15 protein-coding genes are annotated in these 13,942 nt (G+C 70.9%); 5 read left to right on the forward strand and 10 right to left on the reverse strand.

Features of this window, described 5'->3' with window-relative positions; translation table 11 throughout:
* Window positions 1–240 precede the first annotated feature (240 nt).
* The 8 genes from ACFSKW_RS29825 to ACFSKW_RS29860 all read right to left on the reverse strand — a co-directional run bounded on the left by ACFSKW_RS29825 (window position 241) and on the right by ACFSKW_RS29860 (window position 8,201).
* On the reverse strand, window positions 241–1,344 hold the full coding sequence (locus ACFSKW_RS29825) for a tetratricopeptide repeat protein (RefSeq protein WP_379575794.1): 1,104 nt from the start codon (window positions 1,342–1,344) through the stop codon (window positions 241–243).
* 13 nt (window positions 1,345–1,357) lie between these two features.
* On the reverse strand, window positions 1,358–1,543 hold the full coding sequence (locus tag ACFSKW_RS29830) for a hypothetical protein (protein ID WP_379575795.1): 186 nt from the start codon (window positions 1,541–1,543) through the stop codon (window positions 1,358–1,360).
* Between the two features lie 21 nt (window positions 1,544–1,564).
* Window positions 1,565–1,756 (reverse strand): hypothetical protein, encoded by a 192-nt coding sequence (locus ACFSKW_RS29835; RefSeq protein WP_379575796.1) that lies wholly within the window; start codon window positions 1,754–1,756, stop codon window positions 1,565–1,567.
* A 361-nt stretch (window positions 1,757–2,117) separates the two neighbouring features.
* Complete coding sequence (locus ACFSKW_RS29840) at window positions 2,118–3,842, reverse strand: tachylectin-related carbohydrate-binding protein (RefSeq protein WP_379575797.1); 1,725 nt, start codon at window positions 3,840–3,842, stop codon at window positions 2,118–2,120.
* A gap of 54 nt (window positions 3,843–3,896) precedes the next feature.
* Window positions 3,897–4,703, reverse strand: coding sequence for a carbohydrate ABC transporter permease (locus ACFSKW_RS29845; RefSeq protein WP_379575798.1), 807 nt, complete (start codon window positions 4,701–4,703; stop codon window positions 3,897–3,899).
* Window positions 4,693–5,664 (reverse strand): carbohydrate ABC transporter permease, encoded by a 972-nt coding sequence (locus ACFSKW_RS29850; protein ID WP_379575799.1) that lies wholly within the window; start codon window positions 5,662–5,664, stop codon window positions 4,693–4,695. The genes ACFSKW_RS29845 and ACFSKW_RS29850 overlap by 11 nt, the downstream gene beginning before the upstream one ends.
* Window positions 5,665–5,713: 49 nt before the next feature.
* On the reverse strand, window positions 5,714–6,973 hold the full coding sequence (locus tag ACFSKW_RS29855; protein WP_379575800.1) for an ABC transporter substrate-binding protein: 1,260 nt from the start codon (window positions 6,971–6,973) through the stop codon (window positions 5,714–5,716).
* Window positions 6,963–8,201, reverse strand: a complete 1,239-nt coding sequence (locus tag ACFSKW_RS29860; protein WP_379575801.1) for a Gfo/Idh/MocA family protein — start codon at window positions 8,199–8,201, stop codon at window positions 6,963–6,965. Before ACFSKW_RS29860 ends, ACFSKW_RS29855 begins: the two co-directional genes overlap by 11 nt.
* Before the next feature lie 98 nt (window positions 8,202–8,299).
* Here ACFSKW_RS29860 and ACFSKW_RS29865 point away from each other — a divergent pair, with 98 nt between their 5' ends.
* Window positions 8,300–9,385, forward strand: coding sequence for an ROK family transcriptional regulator (locus tag ACFSKW_RS29865; RefSeq protein ID WP_379575802.1), 1,086 nt, complete (start codon window positions 8,300–8,302; stop codon window positions 9,383–9,385).
* Between the two features lie 16 nt (window positions 9,386–9,401).
* Here the strand turns inward: ACFSKW_RS29865 and ACFSKW_RS29870 are convergent, their stop codons facing one another.
* A complete protein-coding gene (locus tag ACFSKW_RS29870; protein ID WP_379575803.1) occupies window positions 9,402–9,944 on the reverse strand; it encodes an ArsR/SmtB family transcription factor in 543 nt (180 codons plus the stop codon).
* 94 nt (window positions 9,945–10,038) lie between these two features.
* Here ACFSKW_RS29870 and ACFSKW_RS29875 point away from each other — a divergent pair, with 94 nt between their 5' ends.
* Window positions 10,039–10,986, forward strand: a complete 948-nt coding sequence (locus tag ACFSKW_RS29875) for a DUF2218 domain-containing protein (protein WP_379575804.1) — start codon at window positions 10,039–10,041, stop codon at window positions 10,984–10,986.
* A gap of 3 nt (window positions 10,987–10,989) precedes the next feature.
* On the opposite strand, the gene ACFSKW_RS29880 is transcribed toward ACFSKW_RS29875, so the two are convergent.
* The gene (locus tag ACFSKW_RS29880) at window positions 10,990–11,961 is read right to left on the reverse strand and encodes a GlxA family transcriptional regulator (RefSeq protein WP_379575805.1); all 972 of its coding nucleotides are present in this window, start codon (window positions 11,959–11,961) and stop codon (window positions 10,990–10,992) included.
* 94 nt (window positions 11,962–12,055) lie between these two features.
* Here ACFSKW_RS29880 and ACFSKW_RS29885 point away from each other — a divergent pair, with 94 nt between their 5' ends.
* From ACFSKW_RS29885 to ACFSKW_RS29895, 3 genes are all read left to right on the forward strand, one after another.
* Window positions 12,056–12,991 carry an NADP-dependent oxidoreductase gene (locus ACFSKW_RS29885; RefSeq protein ID WP_379575837.1) on the forward strand — a complete coding sequence of 312 codons (936 nt, stop codon included), beginning with the start codon at window positions 12,056–12,058 and terminating at the stop codon, window positions 12,989–12,991.
* Between the two features lie 32 nt (window positions 12,992–13,023).
* Entirely contained in the window at window positions 13,024–13,179 is a 156-nt protein-coding gene (locus ACFSKW_RS29890; RefSeq protein WP_379575806.1) for an anthrone oxygenase family protein, read from the forward strand.
* Window positions 13,180–13,242: 63 nt separating this feature from the next.
* Window positions 13,243–13,869: a DUF1707 SHOCT-like domain-containing protein gene (locus ACFSKW_RS29895; protein WP_379575807.1), complete on the forward strand. Its 627-nt coding sequence runs from the start codon at window positions 13,243–13,245 to the stop codon at window positions 13,867–13,869.
* Window positions 13,870–13,942: the final 73 nt, after the last annotated feature.

Raw genomic sequence — 13,942 nt, forward strand, 5'->3', positions numbered from 1 at the left:
GACATCTCTGTGGGTCCACCCCACCTGGACGATCTCGATCGGCTGGTGACGCCAGGCTCGCCGGCCGCTCTCCAGCCACCACGTGATCGCCTGGAGGAACATGCCGCTGCCCGCGGCAAGCTGGTGATCGTGATGGACGACGACGTCCCGCGCGCGCGAGCAGGTGACCCGGCGTGATCCCCGTGCGTGATGCCCGTGCGGGGTGAACCGGCCGGTGGTGGGCGACCGGTGGGCGGCCGGTCAGGAGTCGCGGCCGCGCCGCGCGCCCTGAAGCGCGGCGTAGTTGGCGCGGCAGGTGGCCAGCACCGGGTGGTCGGGCGAGACCGCGCCCTCCAGGATCGCCAGGGCGCGGTGGTACAGCGCCGCGGCCTCCGCCCTGTCGCCCTGGTCCTCCTTCAGCAGGGCCAGATTGTTGAGCGTGGGAGCCAGCTCGGGATGCACCGAGCCGAGCGTGTGTCCCTTGACGGCCAGGGATCGCCGGTAGAGCTGCTCTGCTCTGGCCAGGTCGCCGCGCCGGTAGGCGATCGCGGCCAGGTTGTTGCAGGTGACGGCGACCTCGGGGTGGTCGTCGCCGTAGACGCGGGTGAAGACCTTCAGCGCCTGGATCAACAGCGCCTCCGCTTCCTCGTGCCGGCCGAGGGCGTCCAGGATCGCGGCCAGGGCGGCACGGTCGGCGGCGGTGACAGGGTGATCGGCGCCGAGGGCGCGCTCGCTCAACGCCAGCGAACGGCGGGCATGCGGTTCGGCGGCGGCGAAGTCGCCTCTGGCGTGAGCGAGCCCGCCCAGGTTGTGGTGGACGGCGGCCAGGTCCAGTTGGTGCGGGAGCAGCGCCCGCTCCAGGAGTTCGAGGACCTGATGGTAGAGCTGTTCGGCCTCGGGAAAGCGGCCGGAGTACTTGAACGTGACGGCCAGTTCGTTGAGCAGGCTGGCCAGTTCGGGCGGCTCGGGCCCCGGAAGTCGCCTGGCCCGGGCGATGGCCGCGCGCAGGAGCCGTTCGGCCTGGTCGTAGTCGCCGTCGGTGCGGTGGACGGCGGCGAGTTCGCCCAGGACGGACAGCGTCAGCCGGGCCCCCTCGATGGTGGCGCCTGCTCGCTCGCTCAGGGTGAGCGCCTCGTTCAGGGTCGTCGCGGCCTGCGGCAGGTCACCGAGGTGCCGGCGCAGGCCGCCTTCCATGAGCAGGACCGCGGCCAGCGCCTCGGCCGTGTCGGCTTCGGTCGCCGATCCGCTTCCGGTCAGCAGGAGGCGCGCCTGGACGGCGTGCTCCAGCGCGGCGGAATAGTTCCCCTCGCTCCTGTGCCGCACTGCTTCGGCCAGGGCGTGGACGATGTCCTGCTCGGATTCCATCGGTTTCGTGCTTTCAGGCGTGGATCAGGATGGTCTCGTTGTGGTTGAGACTCAGCCGGTTGTCGGGCCTGGGCTTCGCCGCGGCGTCGGCCGCGCCGGTGGTGGCCGCTGCCGCGCCGGAGGCCAGCAGGAGCGTGAGCAGTCCGGCGGCAAGCCGCCGTCCGGTCTCGGCTCCCGGCTTCTTCTCGTGTGCGGACATGCTGTCCTCCGTGCCGCGCGGTCAGTCTCGGACCAGCACGGTCTCGTTGTGGTTGTGGCTGAGCCCTGGCGACGGTCCCGGCCTGGCGACTGAGGCGTCGGCAGTGCCGGCGGTGACCGCCGCCGCGCCGGAGGCGAGGACGAGCGCGAGCGCCGCGGCGGCGGTGAGCCGGCGTCCGTTTCCGGGCTTCGCATGGGTGTCGGGTGTGGGCATATGTCTCCCCGTGGTGAGCTGTCCTGCGCGGACAGGCGATTCCCCCGGCCGCCCGCGGTTTCGCGGGCGGCCTTCAGCCTGCGGGACCTGCCGGTAACGGCGGCGCGGGCGGTCGCGACCGCCGGGAGTCGGCCAGGACGGACGGGAGTACGGCCCGGCGGCCGCTGAAGGTTTCGGCGGGAGTGGCGTGTGTTGTCATCCACTTTCTCCGATATCGATCGGGCGGCCTCGAACGCGGTGGGCGGCCGGCCTGACCTCCCGTACCGGCGATCCGAGAACCACGCAGTCATATGCCCGCTTTGTACTCGATTCTGCTTGTTAATCCCTTTCAGTTCACTTGCAAGGGAGTTGACAGCCGAGGTCAGATGCGGCGGGCCTTGCGCCAGGACCTGTCGTACAGCATCTCGCCGTCGAGCGTCGACGGGCCGCCGACGTCGGCGAGCGTCGGCCCGTTGACGGACTTGCGGCTGGAGACGAACCTGTGCCTGCCCGTGGAGTCGATGCCCAGGTAGACGCCTACGTGGTCGATGGCCGTGCCGTCATCGGACGAGCCGTCCCAGAACAGCAGGTCGCCAGGCTGCAGGTCGGCGTACGAGGCGGGCTTGGCGCCCTTGCCGTCGATGACCGTCACCCCAGGGGCCGTGTCCTCGGCCATCTCGACCGCGCGGCGCGGCAGCGCCCCCGCGGGCATCGCGCCCTCGACGCCCAGCGGCAGCCCGCCGCGATACCCGAAGACCATGCGGACGAATCCTGAGCAGTCCAGGGCGCCCTTCTGCTTCGCCTCAGGCGCGTCGGTCTTGCCGGGGTAGGACCAGGGGACGCCGAGATAGTCGTTGAAGTCCGACCCCTCCTGCCGGGTCCCGTCCGCCAGGAGCGGCCCGTAGTCGGCGTCTCCCGCGTAGCGCAGGCCGTCCTTGGTTCTGTCGGGAGCCTGCGCGAGGTACTGCGTGGCGATCGCCAGCAGGTCCTCCTCGCCGGCGTCGCGCGGACGATCCAGCCATTCGCCGGCCCACGGCGCCCCGAGCGCCCACGGCGCGGGCAGCAGCGACACCCGGGCCCTGGTGGCCACGCTCGCCTTGCTGTTCGCCTCGGTCAGGGTGCGGAGGTCGCCGAACGTCAGCGCGGTCCGCGCCCCCACGGTGAACGCGGCCCGCACGCGCCCGTTCCGGTAGGCGAGAGTCTGTCCCTGCCTGCCCGCGGCGTAGCCGGAGAAGGAGGTGTTCGCCGCGCAGGCCGTGGCGTCGGCGAAGACGGAGGTGAGGCCGGCCAGGCCGGTTCTGGCGGTCCTGCGGGCCTGCCAGACGGGGGCGCCCGCGAGCGGGTCGGCGTGGCGCTCCCACCATAGCCGGCCGGTGAGGTCCAGGCCGTACATGACCCCGCCGCCGGCGGCCGACATGCTGCGGTAGCCGTCCCAGCCCTCGCCGACGACGAGCCCGGTGCCCTCGCCGAAGGCCGTTCCGCCGCCGCGGGGGTCGGTGTGGCGGTACCAGCGGACGTACCCCTTGGTGTTGACGCCGTAGAGCGTGCCGTCCCTGCCGGTCATCAGGCGGGTGACGGCCGTCCATCCGGAACGGATGACCTTGCCGCTGCCGGCCGCCCAGCCTTCGGCGCCCGTGGTGGGGGACAGATGGCGGTACCAGCGCAGGTCACCCGACCTGTCCAGGGTGTAGATGACACCCGAGCCCGTGGAGACCGCGTCCACGATGTCGTGCCAGCCGGTGCCGATGACCGTCCGCTTTCCCGGAGCCCAGCCCTCCTCGCCGGTGGAGGGGGCGAGGTGGCGGTACCACTTCAGGTCGCCGTCTCTGTCGATGGCGTAGATCACGCCGGCGCCGCCGGAGAACACCTTCGTGAGCGTGTTCCAGCCGTGGCCGATCTCTCTGCCGCTGCCGTCGGCCCAGGCGTCAGCGCCGGAGGCGCCCTGGCGGTGACCGTACCAGCGGAGCTTGCCGCCGCTGTCGACGGCGTAGACGGGCACGACGGCCGAACAGGTCACCGGGGTCGTCGCGGCGGAGGCGGGAAGGGGGACGCCGACGAGTCCGGCGCCCACCACGAGGGAGGCGACTAAGGCCCCAAGATCGCGCATGCCGGGAATCGTACTGCCTCACCCCTTCCCGCCTGCCTCCGCAGGCGACGGGCGCTACTTCAGCGCGCCCGCCGTCAGTCCCGTGACGATGCGGCGCTGGAAGAACAGGACCAGGAGCACCAGGGGGATCGTGACGAGGACGCCGGCCGCCATCTGCGTCCCGAACGGGGTGTCGTACTTGGCGGCGCCGGTGAACTGGGCGATGCGGACGGTCGCCGTCTGCGTCGCCGGGTCGTTGATCATGGTGACCGCGATGATGAACTCGTTCCACGTCGCGATGAACGCCAGGATCGCCGTGGTGAAGAGCCCGGGCGCCGCCAGCGGGAGCATCACCCGCCGGAAGGCGGTGAACGGCGTGCAGCCGTCGATCATGGCCGCCTGCTCCAGCTCGAACGGCAGCTGCCGGAAGAACGTGGTGAGATTCCACACGGTCAGCGGCAGCGCGAACGACATCGACGGCGCGATCATCGCCTGGTAGGTGTTGATCCACCCGATCGCCGTGAACAGCTTCAGCAGCGGCACGATCAGCAGCGCCCCGGGGAACATGGACACCGCGATGATCAGCGCCAGGATGAGGTTCTTGAAGCGGAACGTCAGCCTGGCCAGCGCGTAGGCCGCGAGGGTGCCGACGAGCAGCGTGACCGCGGTCGTCACCCCTGCGACGATCAGGCTGTTGACGAGCGACCGGCCGAACCCGACGCCCTCCTCGAAGACGGCCTGGTACGACTCGACGGACCACGGCACGGGGACGGGGGTCTTGTCGTACATGTCGGCGGTGCGGCGGAAGCTCGACACCACCATCCAGTAGAACGGCACCAGGCAGTAGAGCGCGATGCCGATCATGCCGGTCCTACGCAGCATTCACGGCCTCCTTCCCGCGGCCGCGCACGTCGCTCAGCAGGTCCGCGCCCAGCAGCCTGACGAACACGAACGCGATCACCGCGATGTACAGGAACAGGGCCGTGCCGTACGCCGAGGCGGGCCCGTAGTGCACCCTGGTCGCCTCGTCCCAGATCAGCCCGGACAGCGTCTCCACCGAGTGTTTGCGCGGGCCGATCAGGACGTACGGCAGGTCGAAGATGCGCAGCGCGTCCATCAGGCGGAACAGCACCGCCACCAGCAGAGCGGGCCTGACCAGCGGCAGCGTGATCCGCCAGAACGTCTGCCTGGGCGAGGCCCCGTCCACCCTGGCCGCCTCGTACACCTCGTGCGGGATGATCTGCAACCCGGCCAGCACCAGCAGGCCGACGAACGGGGCCGTCTTCCATACGTCCGCGATGATCACCGCGAACTTGGCGTGGACGCCCTCGGCGGTCCACAGGATCTCCGTGCCGAGGAGCGCGTTGGCCACGCCGTCCGCCTGGAAGATCCACTTCCACATGAGCCCCGACACCGCGGTCGGCACCGCCCACGGGATGAGGATGCTGGCCCGCAGGACCGCCCGCCCGCGGAAGGCCCTGTTCATGACCAGCGCCATCGCCACTCCGAGCACGACCTCGAGCGTGACGGTGACCACGGTGAACAGCGTGGTGTTGAAGGCGGCGTTCATGAACCGCTCGCCCACCACGCCCGCGTAGTTGGCCAGCCCGGAGAACTGCTCGCCCTCCACCACGAAACCGTCGGCGTCCAGCGTCTCGCCGCTGGTGTAGAACGACTCGCGCATGGCCGCCACCAGCGGATAGAACACCACCAGCGCGAGCACGATCAGCGTGGGCGAGAGCATGGCCGCAGCCAGCCACGAGTGGCCGCGCGCCCCCGCCCCCCTTCGCCGCCTGCCGGACCCGGTGGTCACCGGGCGCGGGTTCTCGGTCAGCGTGACCACCGTCCTGCTACCTCCCTCGGTCCGTACGGCGTGCCGTACCGGATGGCGGTTACTTGAGCAGCGGAGCCAGCGCGGACTGCAGCTCGGTCAGGGCCTGGTCGGCGGGCTTGGCGCCGGAGACGATCGCGTAGGCGGACTCCTGGATGGCCGCGGTCACGTCGCCGTACTTGACCGCGGCGGGGCGCGGCTTGGCCGCCAGGATGCCCTCCTTGAGCGCGGGCAGGTACGGGTACTTCTTGATCAGGTCGGGGTCCTCGTACAGCGAGGCGCGGGCCATCGGCGTGGAGTTGATCAGCGCGAACGCCTTCTCCTGCTCGGCCGAGGTGACGAACGCGATGAAGTCCCTGGCCGTCTCCTTGTGCTTGGAGAAGGCCGAGACCGCCAGGTTGTTGCCGCCGAGCGTGCCCGCGCCGGGGCCGGACAGCCCGGGAATGGGCGCCACGTCGAACTTGCCGTTGACCTTGCTGGAGCCGTCGGTCTTGTTCGCGGCCTCGTACATGTAGGCCCAGTTGCGGTAGAAGAGGAGCTTTCCCTCCTGGAAGGCGACCCTGCCCTCCTCCTCCTTGAACGTGATGGCCTCCTTGGGGATCAGCCCACTCTTGAAGCCGTCGGCGAGGAACTGCGCGCCCTGCTTGGCCGCGTCGCTGGTGACCTGGGGCTGTCCCGCCGAGTCGAGGAACTGGCCGCCGGCCGAGTTGACCGCCTCGGCGAAGTTCACCGTCAGGCCCTCGTACTTGTCGAACTGCCCGCCGTAGCAGCTCATGCCCTTCTGCTCGGGCAGGACCTCGTCGCAGATCTTCTTCATCTCGGCCCACGTCTTGGGCGGCTGCTCCACCAGGTCCTTGCGGTAGTACAGCAGGCCGGTGCCGGTGAACAGCGGCATCGCGTAGAGCTTGTCGCGGTACTTGCCGGTCTCGATGGACGGCGGGAGGAACCCGGTCACGTCGAAGCGCGGTCCCGTCAGCTCCTCGGCCCACCGGTTCGCCGCGAACTCGCTGGTCCACACGGCGTCGATGAGGATCACGTCGAACGAGTCCGACTTGGTCTGGGCGTTCTGGATGAGCTTGCGGCGCTGCTCGTCGGCGCTCTCGGGGAGCAGGTTGGAGGTCACCTTCTCGTCAGGGTGCTTGGCGTTCCAGGCGTCGACGATCTTCTGGGTGGCCTCGGCCTCGAACTTGCCGCTGGCGAACGTGATCGGCCCTCGGTCGCCGCCGGACTCCGCGCTTTCCTCCGCGGTGGGGGTCGAGGATCCGCAGGCCACCAGGCTCATGCCCAGGGCCAGGACGGCCGCGATCTGCTTACCGTGCATGGGGGGTTGTTCCTTCCAGAGTGACGGTCTCGCCGTTGAGACGTGACCTCTCGGCCGCCCAGGCGATCAGATGGCTGTGCAGGCTCTCGCCGGGCGAGGAGAGAATGGGGGAGCGGTCCCTGGTGGCGACCGCGGTGAGGAACGCGTCGACGAGCCCCTGGTCGCCGCCGCCGTGCCCACCGGCGGCCGTGGAGTCGCCCATGGGCCGGGTGTCCACGGTCTCGACCTCGCGGGTGACGAAGTCGTGGATGGTCAGGCGCTCTCCGTCGCCCTCGACCGAGCCGCGGGTGCCGAAGATGCGGGTCTGCCGGTGCGCGGCGGGGGTGAAGCCGGTCATCGTGAACGACGCGGTGGCGCCGCCCTCGAACTCCATGTTCACGACCTGGTGGTCGACCACGTCGTTGTCGCAGTCGTAGACGCACCTGCCGTAGGGGCCGGTCCTGAGCGCCTCGAGCAGCCCCCGCTCGGAGACGTCCTCGGACAGCACGGACACCGGCCACACGTCCTGCCCGGCGAGTGGCAGGTAGATACGCAGAGCGGAGTACGGGCAGTCCGCCTCGACCGCGCAGTCCAGGCAGCGGCCTGCGGCTCCTTCGGGCTTGTTCTCGGGCCGGAAGTGGTGCAGCCCGCCGAACGACGACACCCTGGTGACCGACCTGCCGGTGATGTGCACCAGCCAGTCGAGGTCGTGGCTGGACTTGGCGAGCAGCATGAACGTCGACTGGTCGGCCCTGCGCCAGTTGCCGCGGACGTAGGAGTGCGCCTGGTGCCACCAGCCGACCGGCTCCAGGTGCTGCACGCTGACGATCTCGCCGATCCGGCCCGCGTCGAGCAGCGACTTCAACGTCCTGGTGTAGGGGGTGTAACGCATGACGTGGCAGACGGCGAAGACGGCGTCGTGCCGCTCGGCCGCGGCCACGATCCGGTGGCAGTCCTTCTCCGAGACCGCCATCGGCTTCTCCAGCAGGATGTCGTAGCCGAGTTCGGCGAAGCGCTCCGCGGGTTCGACGTGGTCGGCGTCCTGTGTGGCGATGATGACCGCGTCCGCCTGGCGGGGGAGCGCGGCCAGTGCCCGCCAGTCGGTGTACGGCGTCGCCTCGGGGAATCTGTCCCGCCGTACGGCCAGCGGATCGGCCACCGCGACCACCTCGGCCCGGCCGGACGCGATGGCGTGGCGGGCATAGGAGGTCCCCCGAGAACCCGCGCCGACGACGGCGAGAGTCACCATCTTGCCTCCACTTATGTAACCGGCTTACGTATGTCGGCTGATGCTAGAATCCTGGCCGTTGGACGTCAATGGGGCAGTTACGAGAGTAGGTCTCATAAGTGCTGGGGGACGCGTCTCTGGTACGCAAGGTCAACACCCAGGCCACGCTGCGTGCGCTGCGGAGTGAGGGCGTGGCCACACTGACCAAACTCGGCCGCATCACCGGGCTGTCCAGGCAGACCGTCGAGGCGGTGCTCGACGAACTGGGCGAGCGCGGCTGGGTCAGGGAGATCCCGCCCGACGGCGGCGTCATGGGCAGGCCGGCGCGGCGCTTCGGCTTCCGCGCCGACGCGGGCTACGTGATGGGCGTCGACGTCGGAGCCAACAAGATCCTCGCCTCCCTCGCCGACCTCAACGGGCGGGTGGTCGCCTCCGAGCGGACCGTCGTCGAGGACGCCGCGGGCGCGCCCGAGCGGCTGGCCGCGGCCGAACGCACCGCCCTGGCCTGCGCCGACGGGTACGGCATCGCCAGATCGCGCGTCTGGGCGGTGGCGGCGGGAACGGTCGGCATCGTCGACAGGACGGGCCGCGTCACGCTCTCCCTGGTGCTGCCCGGCTGGACCGGCGTCGACCTGGCCGCGCACGCGGGTCGCTGGTTCGGGTGCAAGGGCCTGGCCGACAACGACGCGAACCTGGCCGCGCTGGCCGAGCACTGGTGCGGCAGCGCCCAGCACGCCCAGGACATCGTCTATGTGCTCGCCGGGCGCAGGGCGGGCGCCGGCATCGTCATCGGCGGCAGGGTGCACCGCGGGCGCGGCGGCGGCGCCGGCGAGATCGGCGCTCTTCGTCAGGTCGGCTGGGAGGACGCGGGCCGCGCGCTGACGGAGAAGGGCAGGCCCGACGAGGTGTTCGCCGCCGCGGGCGCGGGCGAGGAGTCGGCGGTGGACGCGGTCGACGGCTTCGCGTGGAACCTCGCGGTGGGCACCTCGGCGCTCGTGCTCGCCATCGATCCCGACATGGTGGTGATCGGCGGCGGCTACGCGCGCGCGGGCGAGGTGCTGCTCGCCCCGCTCCGCCGCCACCTGGACGACCTGTGCCTCAGCGTGCCCGAGGTCGTGACCTCCACGTTCGGCGACGAGAGCGTCGCGCTGGGCGGGGTACGGCTGGCCCTGGACCACGTGGAGCGCGAGGTGCTCGGGCTCTGAGCACGCCCTCGGGCGGTCATGGAGCGCCCGGCTCGGGAGCCGGGGGTAGCGCGGGGATGTCCGCAGGGTAGAGGCTGAGCAGCAGGCCGTGGGGCTCGCCCCGGCGGTCGTCGTTCTCGCGCTGCGCGGCGGCGAACTCCTTGATCCGTGTCACCAGCGCGCCGGCCTCCTCGGGGGTGAGCCAGAGGTGCTGCAGCACGGTGTGCCCCTGGTCCTGGCGGACCGGCAGCATCTCGGCCATGGCCTCCTTGAGGAGGAACTCGGCGCCCATCTCAGGGGCGAGCCTGATGACGCCGGCGGCCCTGGTGAAGTACTGCTCGGTGCCACCGCGCACCTGCCGGGTGTAGGCCAGGCGAACGAGCCCTGCCTCCCGCAGGACGCGGACGTGATAGGCGATCGTGCCCTTGGCCGATCCCAGCGCCGAGGCCAGCTCCGCCAGCGTCGCGGGCCGCTGACGCAGCACGTTCATCATGCGCTGCCGTACGGGATGCCCGAGCGCCTTGAACTGCGCGGACGTACGCAACGTCAGCTGCTCGTCGTCGGTCGGCCGGTCGTTCACAAGAAAAGTGTCGAGGAATCTCGACGTTTTGACAAACGCCCTTAAGTGTCGAATATTGTCGACGCTTCCTCGTCGTCCAGCCGAAGGATTTCCGATGCCCTCCTCGACCGCGCACGTCGCGACCGACCGCCCCGAGCGCTACATCAAGCAACTGGTCTCCCACCTGGGGAACAAGGCGACCACCGAGCTGTCGAGCGACGGCAGGGGGACGGTCACCCTGCGCCACGGTGGCTGCGTGCTCGCCCCGGCCGGCGACCACCTGCGCCTGATCGCCACGGCGGCCGACACGGAGGCGCTGGCCGGCGTCCAGGACGTCGTCACCCGCCACCTGCTGCGCTTCGCCACGCGGGAGGAGCTCCGCGTCGAATGGACGGCGCCCCTGCGCGGCGACGACATGCAGATCATCGACCCGGTCGTCGAGGACTACGTGCTCACCCATTGCACGCCGGCCGACGAACTGCTGCGGGACCTGGTGAACGCGACGCGCGAGGCGACCGGTGACGCGGCGGGGATGCAGATCTCGCATGACGAGGGCGCGCTGCTGACCATGCTGGTCAGGATGATCGGCGCGCGCCGCGCGATCGAGGTCGGCGTGTTCACCGGTTACTCGGCCCTCTGCATCGCCCGCGCGCTCCCGGCCGACGGCCTCCTGCTCGCCTGCGACGTGAGCGAGGAGTGGACGTCCATCGCCCTGCCGTACTGGCGGCGCGCGGGCGTGGCCGACCGCGTCGACCTGAGGATCGGCCCCGCGCTCGACACGCTGCGCGCGCTCCCCGCCGAGCCCGCCTTCGACTTCGCCTTCATCGACGCCGACAAGGTGAACTACCCGGCCTACTACGAGGAGATCGTCCCGCGGCTGACCACGGGTGGCCTGATCGTCCTCGACAACGTGTTCCAGGGCGGACGCGTCTTCGACCCGGCATTCCAGGAGGACAACCAGGTGGCGATGCGGCGCATGAACGAGATCGTCCTCGGCGACGACCGGGTCGAGTCCGTGATGCTGCCGGTGCGCGACGGCGTGACGCTCGTTCGCAAGCGCTGAGCCCTACACGGCCCCGTGGTCCTTGGCGCGGAAGGTGTGGCGGTAGGCCGTGGGCGAGACGCCGACCGCGGCGGCCAGGTGCTGGCGCAGCGAGGCGCCGCTGCCCAGCCCCGCCTCGGCCGCCACGCGGTCCACGGACAGGTCCGTGGTCTCCAGCAGCCGCCGGGCGTGCCGGACGCGCTGCTGGGTGAGCCACTGCAGCGGGGTCATGCCCACCTCCTCACGGAAGCGGCGCGAGAAGGTGCGGACGCTCATGCGGGCGTGCTCGGCCAGTTCGGGCAGCATGATGGGCTCGCCGAGCCGTTCGAGCGCCCATGCCCTGGTCGCCGACGTGCCCGAGGCTGACAGCTCGGGCAAGGGGCGTTCGATGAACTGCGCCTGGCCGCCCTCGCGCCATGGCGGTACGACGCAGAGCCGCGCCACCCGGTTGGCGACCTCGCTGCCGTGGTCGCGGCGCAGGATGTGCAGGCACAGGTCGACCCCTGCGGCCACCCCGGCCGCGGTGAGCACCCTGCCGTCGTCGACGAACAGCACCGCCGCATCGACCTTGACCCGCGGGAACATCCGCTGGAAATGATCGGCCTCGTTCCAATGCGTGGTCGCGGGGCGCTCGTCGAGCAGGCCGGCCGCGGCCAGCACGTACGACGCGGTGCAGATCGACACGATCCTGGCCCCGGGCTGGACGCGGGCGAGCGCCGAGGACAGCTCCTCGGGCAGCCAGTTCCTCTCCTCCGCGGGGCCGCAGGTGAACGGAGGGATCACCAGGGTGTCCGCGCTCTCCAGCGCCTCGCCCCCGTGCTGGACGGCGAGCGCGAAGTCGGCGCTCGTCGTGACGGGGGCGCCGTCAAGGCTGCAGGTGATGACCTCGTACAGCGGCGCGCCGTCGTTCGCGGTGGCGGTGCCGAAGATCCGGACCGGGATGCTCAGCTCGAAGGGGTAGACGCCCTCGAGGGCCAGGACGACGACGCGATGCATGGCCAGATCCTTCCACATATTGGCTATCTGGCCACTCGTGGGCCCCCGCCGGCCGCGCCAGGCTTACTCCACACGAAACGGGAGGAATGCGATGATGCGCGCTGTAGGTCAGGACTCTTTCGGCGGCCCTGAGGTGTTGCAGGTGGTCGAGGCCGAGCGGCCTGAGCCAGGCCCGGCCGAGGTGCTCGTGCGGGTGCGCGCGGCCGGGGTCAACCCGACCGACATCTGGCACCGGGCCAGCGGGGGCCTGGCGGGCGGCGACGCCCCGGTCAGGCTGGGCTGGGACGTGTCCGGCGTGGTGGAGGCCGTCGGGCCGGGCGTGACCACGATCGAGCAGGGTGACGAGGTGTTCGGTCTGCCGCGCCACCCGCTGCCCGCCGGCACCTACGCGGAGTACGTCACCTCGCCCGCGCGGCACCTGGTCCGCAAGCCCGCCGGGCTCTCCCGCGAGGAGGCGGCCGCGCTGCCGCTGGCCGGGCTCACCGCATGGCAGGCGCTGGTGGACACCGCCGACGTGCGGTCCGGCCAACGGGTGCTGATCCACGCCGCGGCAGGCGGCGTCGGCCACCTGGCCGTCCAGATCGCCAAGGCGCGCGGCGCGTACGTCGTCGGCACCGCCCGCGCGGCCAAGCACGAGTTCGTGCGTGGCCTGGGCGCCGACGAGGTCATCGACTACACCGAGGCCGACTTCGGCGTCGCGACCGGCGACATCGACGTGGTGATCGACACCATCGGCGGCGAGTACGGCCCGCGCTCGCTGCGGACGCTGCGCGCGGGCGGCATCGTCGTCTCGCTGGCCTCACCGGCCGAGGCGTACCTGGCGGCCGAGGCGCGCCCGCTCGGGCTCCGCGCCGCCTTCATGATCGTCGAAGCCGACCAGGCGGGCATGCGGGAGATCGCGGCCCTCGCCGCGGCCGGCCGCCTGCGCCCCAGGATCGAGGCGGCGCTGCCCCTGGAGCTGGCGGCCAAGGCCCACGAGATCGCCGAGAGCGGCCGCACCACCGGAAAGATCGTCCTGACCGTCGCCTGAGAGCGCCGGTCCACCACTCCATGGAGAGCAGTGTGAAAGCCCTCAGCACCATCGCCCTCGTCCTGTCCACGCTCAGCGCCGGACTCATGGCAGGGCTCTTCGCCGCCTTCGCCTACGCGGTGATGCCCGGTTTACGGCAGAGCGCCGACCGCAGCGCACTGGCGCCAACCTATTCTCCAGTTGGATAATAAGGTGGACCTCGGCCGCGCGAACCGGGCGGCACCCTCGCGTGGTGCGAGGCGTGGATCGACATGACAGGACTGAACATGATGGAGCATCCCGGGCGCACGGAGGACCAGCAGGTGCGGGCCTCCGACCACGAGCGTGACCGCGCGGCGGACCGCGTGCGGGTGGCCGCCGCCGACGGGCGGATCGACTTGGCCGAACTGGATACGCGGCTCACCAGGATCTACGAGGCCAAGACGCACGCCGACCTGGAGCGGGTGTGTCGCGATCTGCCCGAACCGGGCCGCACGGACCTGCTCGTGGTGGACCAGCAGCCCACCTCCCGCTTCGCGCTGGGCCTGTTCGGCGGGTTCGAGCACGAGGGTCAGTGGGTCGTCCCGCGCAGGTTCTCCGTCGTGTCGATGTTCGGCGGCGGCAGGATCGACCTGAGCGAGGCCGCCTTCACCGCCCACGAGACGCGCATCCGCGCTCTCGCCCTGTGGGGTGGCACCGAGATCGTCGTCCCCGACGACATCGAGGTCAAGGTCAGAGGCCTGGGGCTGTTCGGCCTGTTCGGCAAGCGCGGCACCAGGCGCGGCAAGCCGGGCGCGCCGCGCATCGTCATCAGCGGGCTCGCCATGTTCGGCGCCGTCGTCATCAGGACAAGGCGACAGGCGACACGCGGCGGCCTGACCGACCGTCCTGCGGCATGAGGAGCCGATGCTGGGAGATCATGGATTTCTCCTGCTGATTCCCGCGTTCCGGTCGCGCTCGTGATCGTGGCCT

Origin of the sequence: Nonomuraea mangrovi (assembly GCF_042681425.1) — a bacterium.
Taxonomy (GTDB): Bacteria; Actinomycetota; Actinomycetes; order Streptosporangiales; family Streptosporangiaceae; genus Nonomuraea; species Nonomuraea mangrovi.

Bases quoted from the DNA above. Each gene is read 5' to 3' on its own strand.
- ACFSKW_RS29880 (WP_379575805.1), bottom strand. From the start codon at position 11,961: ATGCATCGCGTCGTCGTCCTGGCCCTCGAGGGCGTCTACCCCTTCGAG.
- ACFSKW_RS29845 (WP_379575798.1), bottom strand. From the start codon at position 4,703: ATGCTGCGTAGGACCGGCATGATCGGCATCGCGCTCTACTGCCTGGTG.
- ACFSKW_RS29825 (WP_379575794.1), bottom strand. From the start codon at position 1,344: ATGGAATCCGAGCAGGACATCGTCCACGCCCTGGCCGAAGCAGTGCGG.
- ACFSKW_RS29885 (WP_379575837.1), top strand. From the start codon at position 12,056: ATGCGCGCTGTAGGTCAGGACTCTTTCGGCGGCCCTGAGGTGTTGCAG.
- ACFSKW_RS29855 (WP_379575800.1), bottom strand. From the start codon at position 6,973: ATGCACGGTAAGCAGATCGCGGCCGTCCTGGCCCTGGGCATGAGCCTG.
- ACFSKW_RS29835 (WP_379575796.1), bottom strand. From the start codon at position 1,756: ATGCCCACACCCGACACCCATGCGAAGCCCGGAAACGGACGCCGGCTC.
- ACFSKW_RS29860 (WP_379575801.1), bottom strand. From the start codon at position 8,201: ATGGTGACTCTCGCCGTCGTCGGCGCGGGTTCTCGGGGGACCTCCTAT.
- ACFSKW_RS29830 (WP_379575795.1), bottom strand. From the start codon at position 1,543: ATGTCCGCACACGAGAAGAAGCCGGGAGCCGAGACCGGACGGCGGCTT.
- ACFSKW_RS29840 (WP_379575797.1), bottom strand. From the start codon at position 3,842: ATGCGCGATCTTGGGGCCTTAGTCGCCTCCCTCGTGGTGGGCGCCGGA.
- ACFSKW_RS29875 (WP_379575804.1), top strand. From the start codon at position 10,039: ATGCCCTCCTCGACCGCGCACGTCGCGACCGACCGCCCCGAGCGCTAC.
- ACFSKW_RS29895 (WP_379575807.1), top strand. From the start codon at position 13,243: ATGACAGGACTGAACATGATGGAGCATCCCGGGCGCACGGAGGACCAG.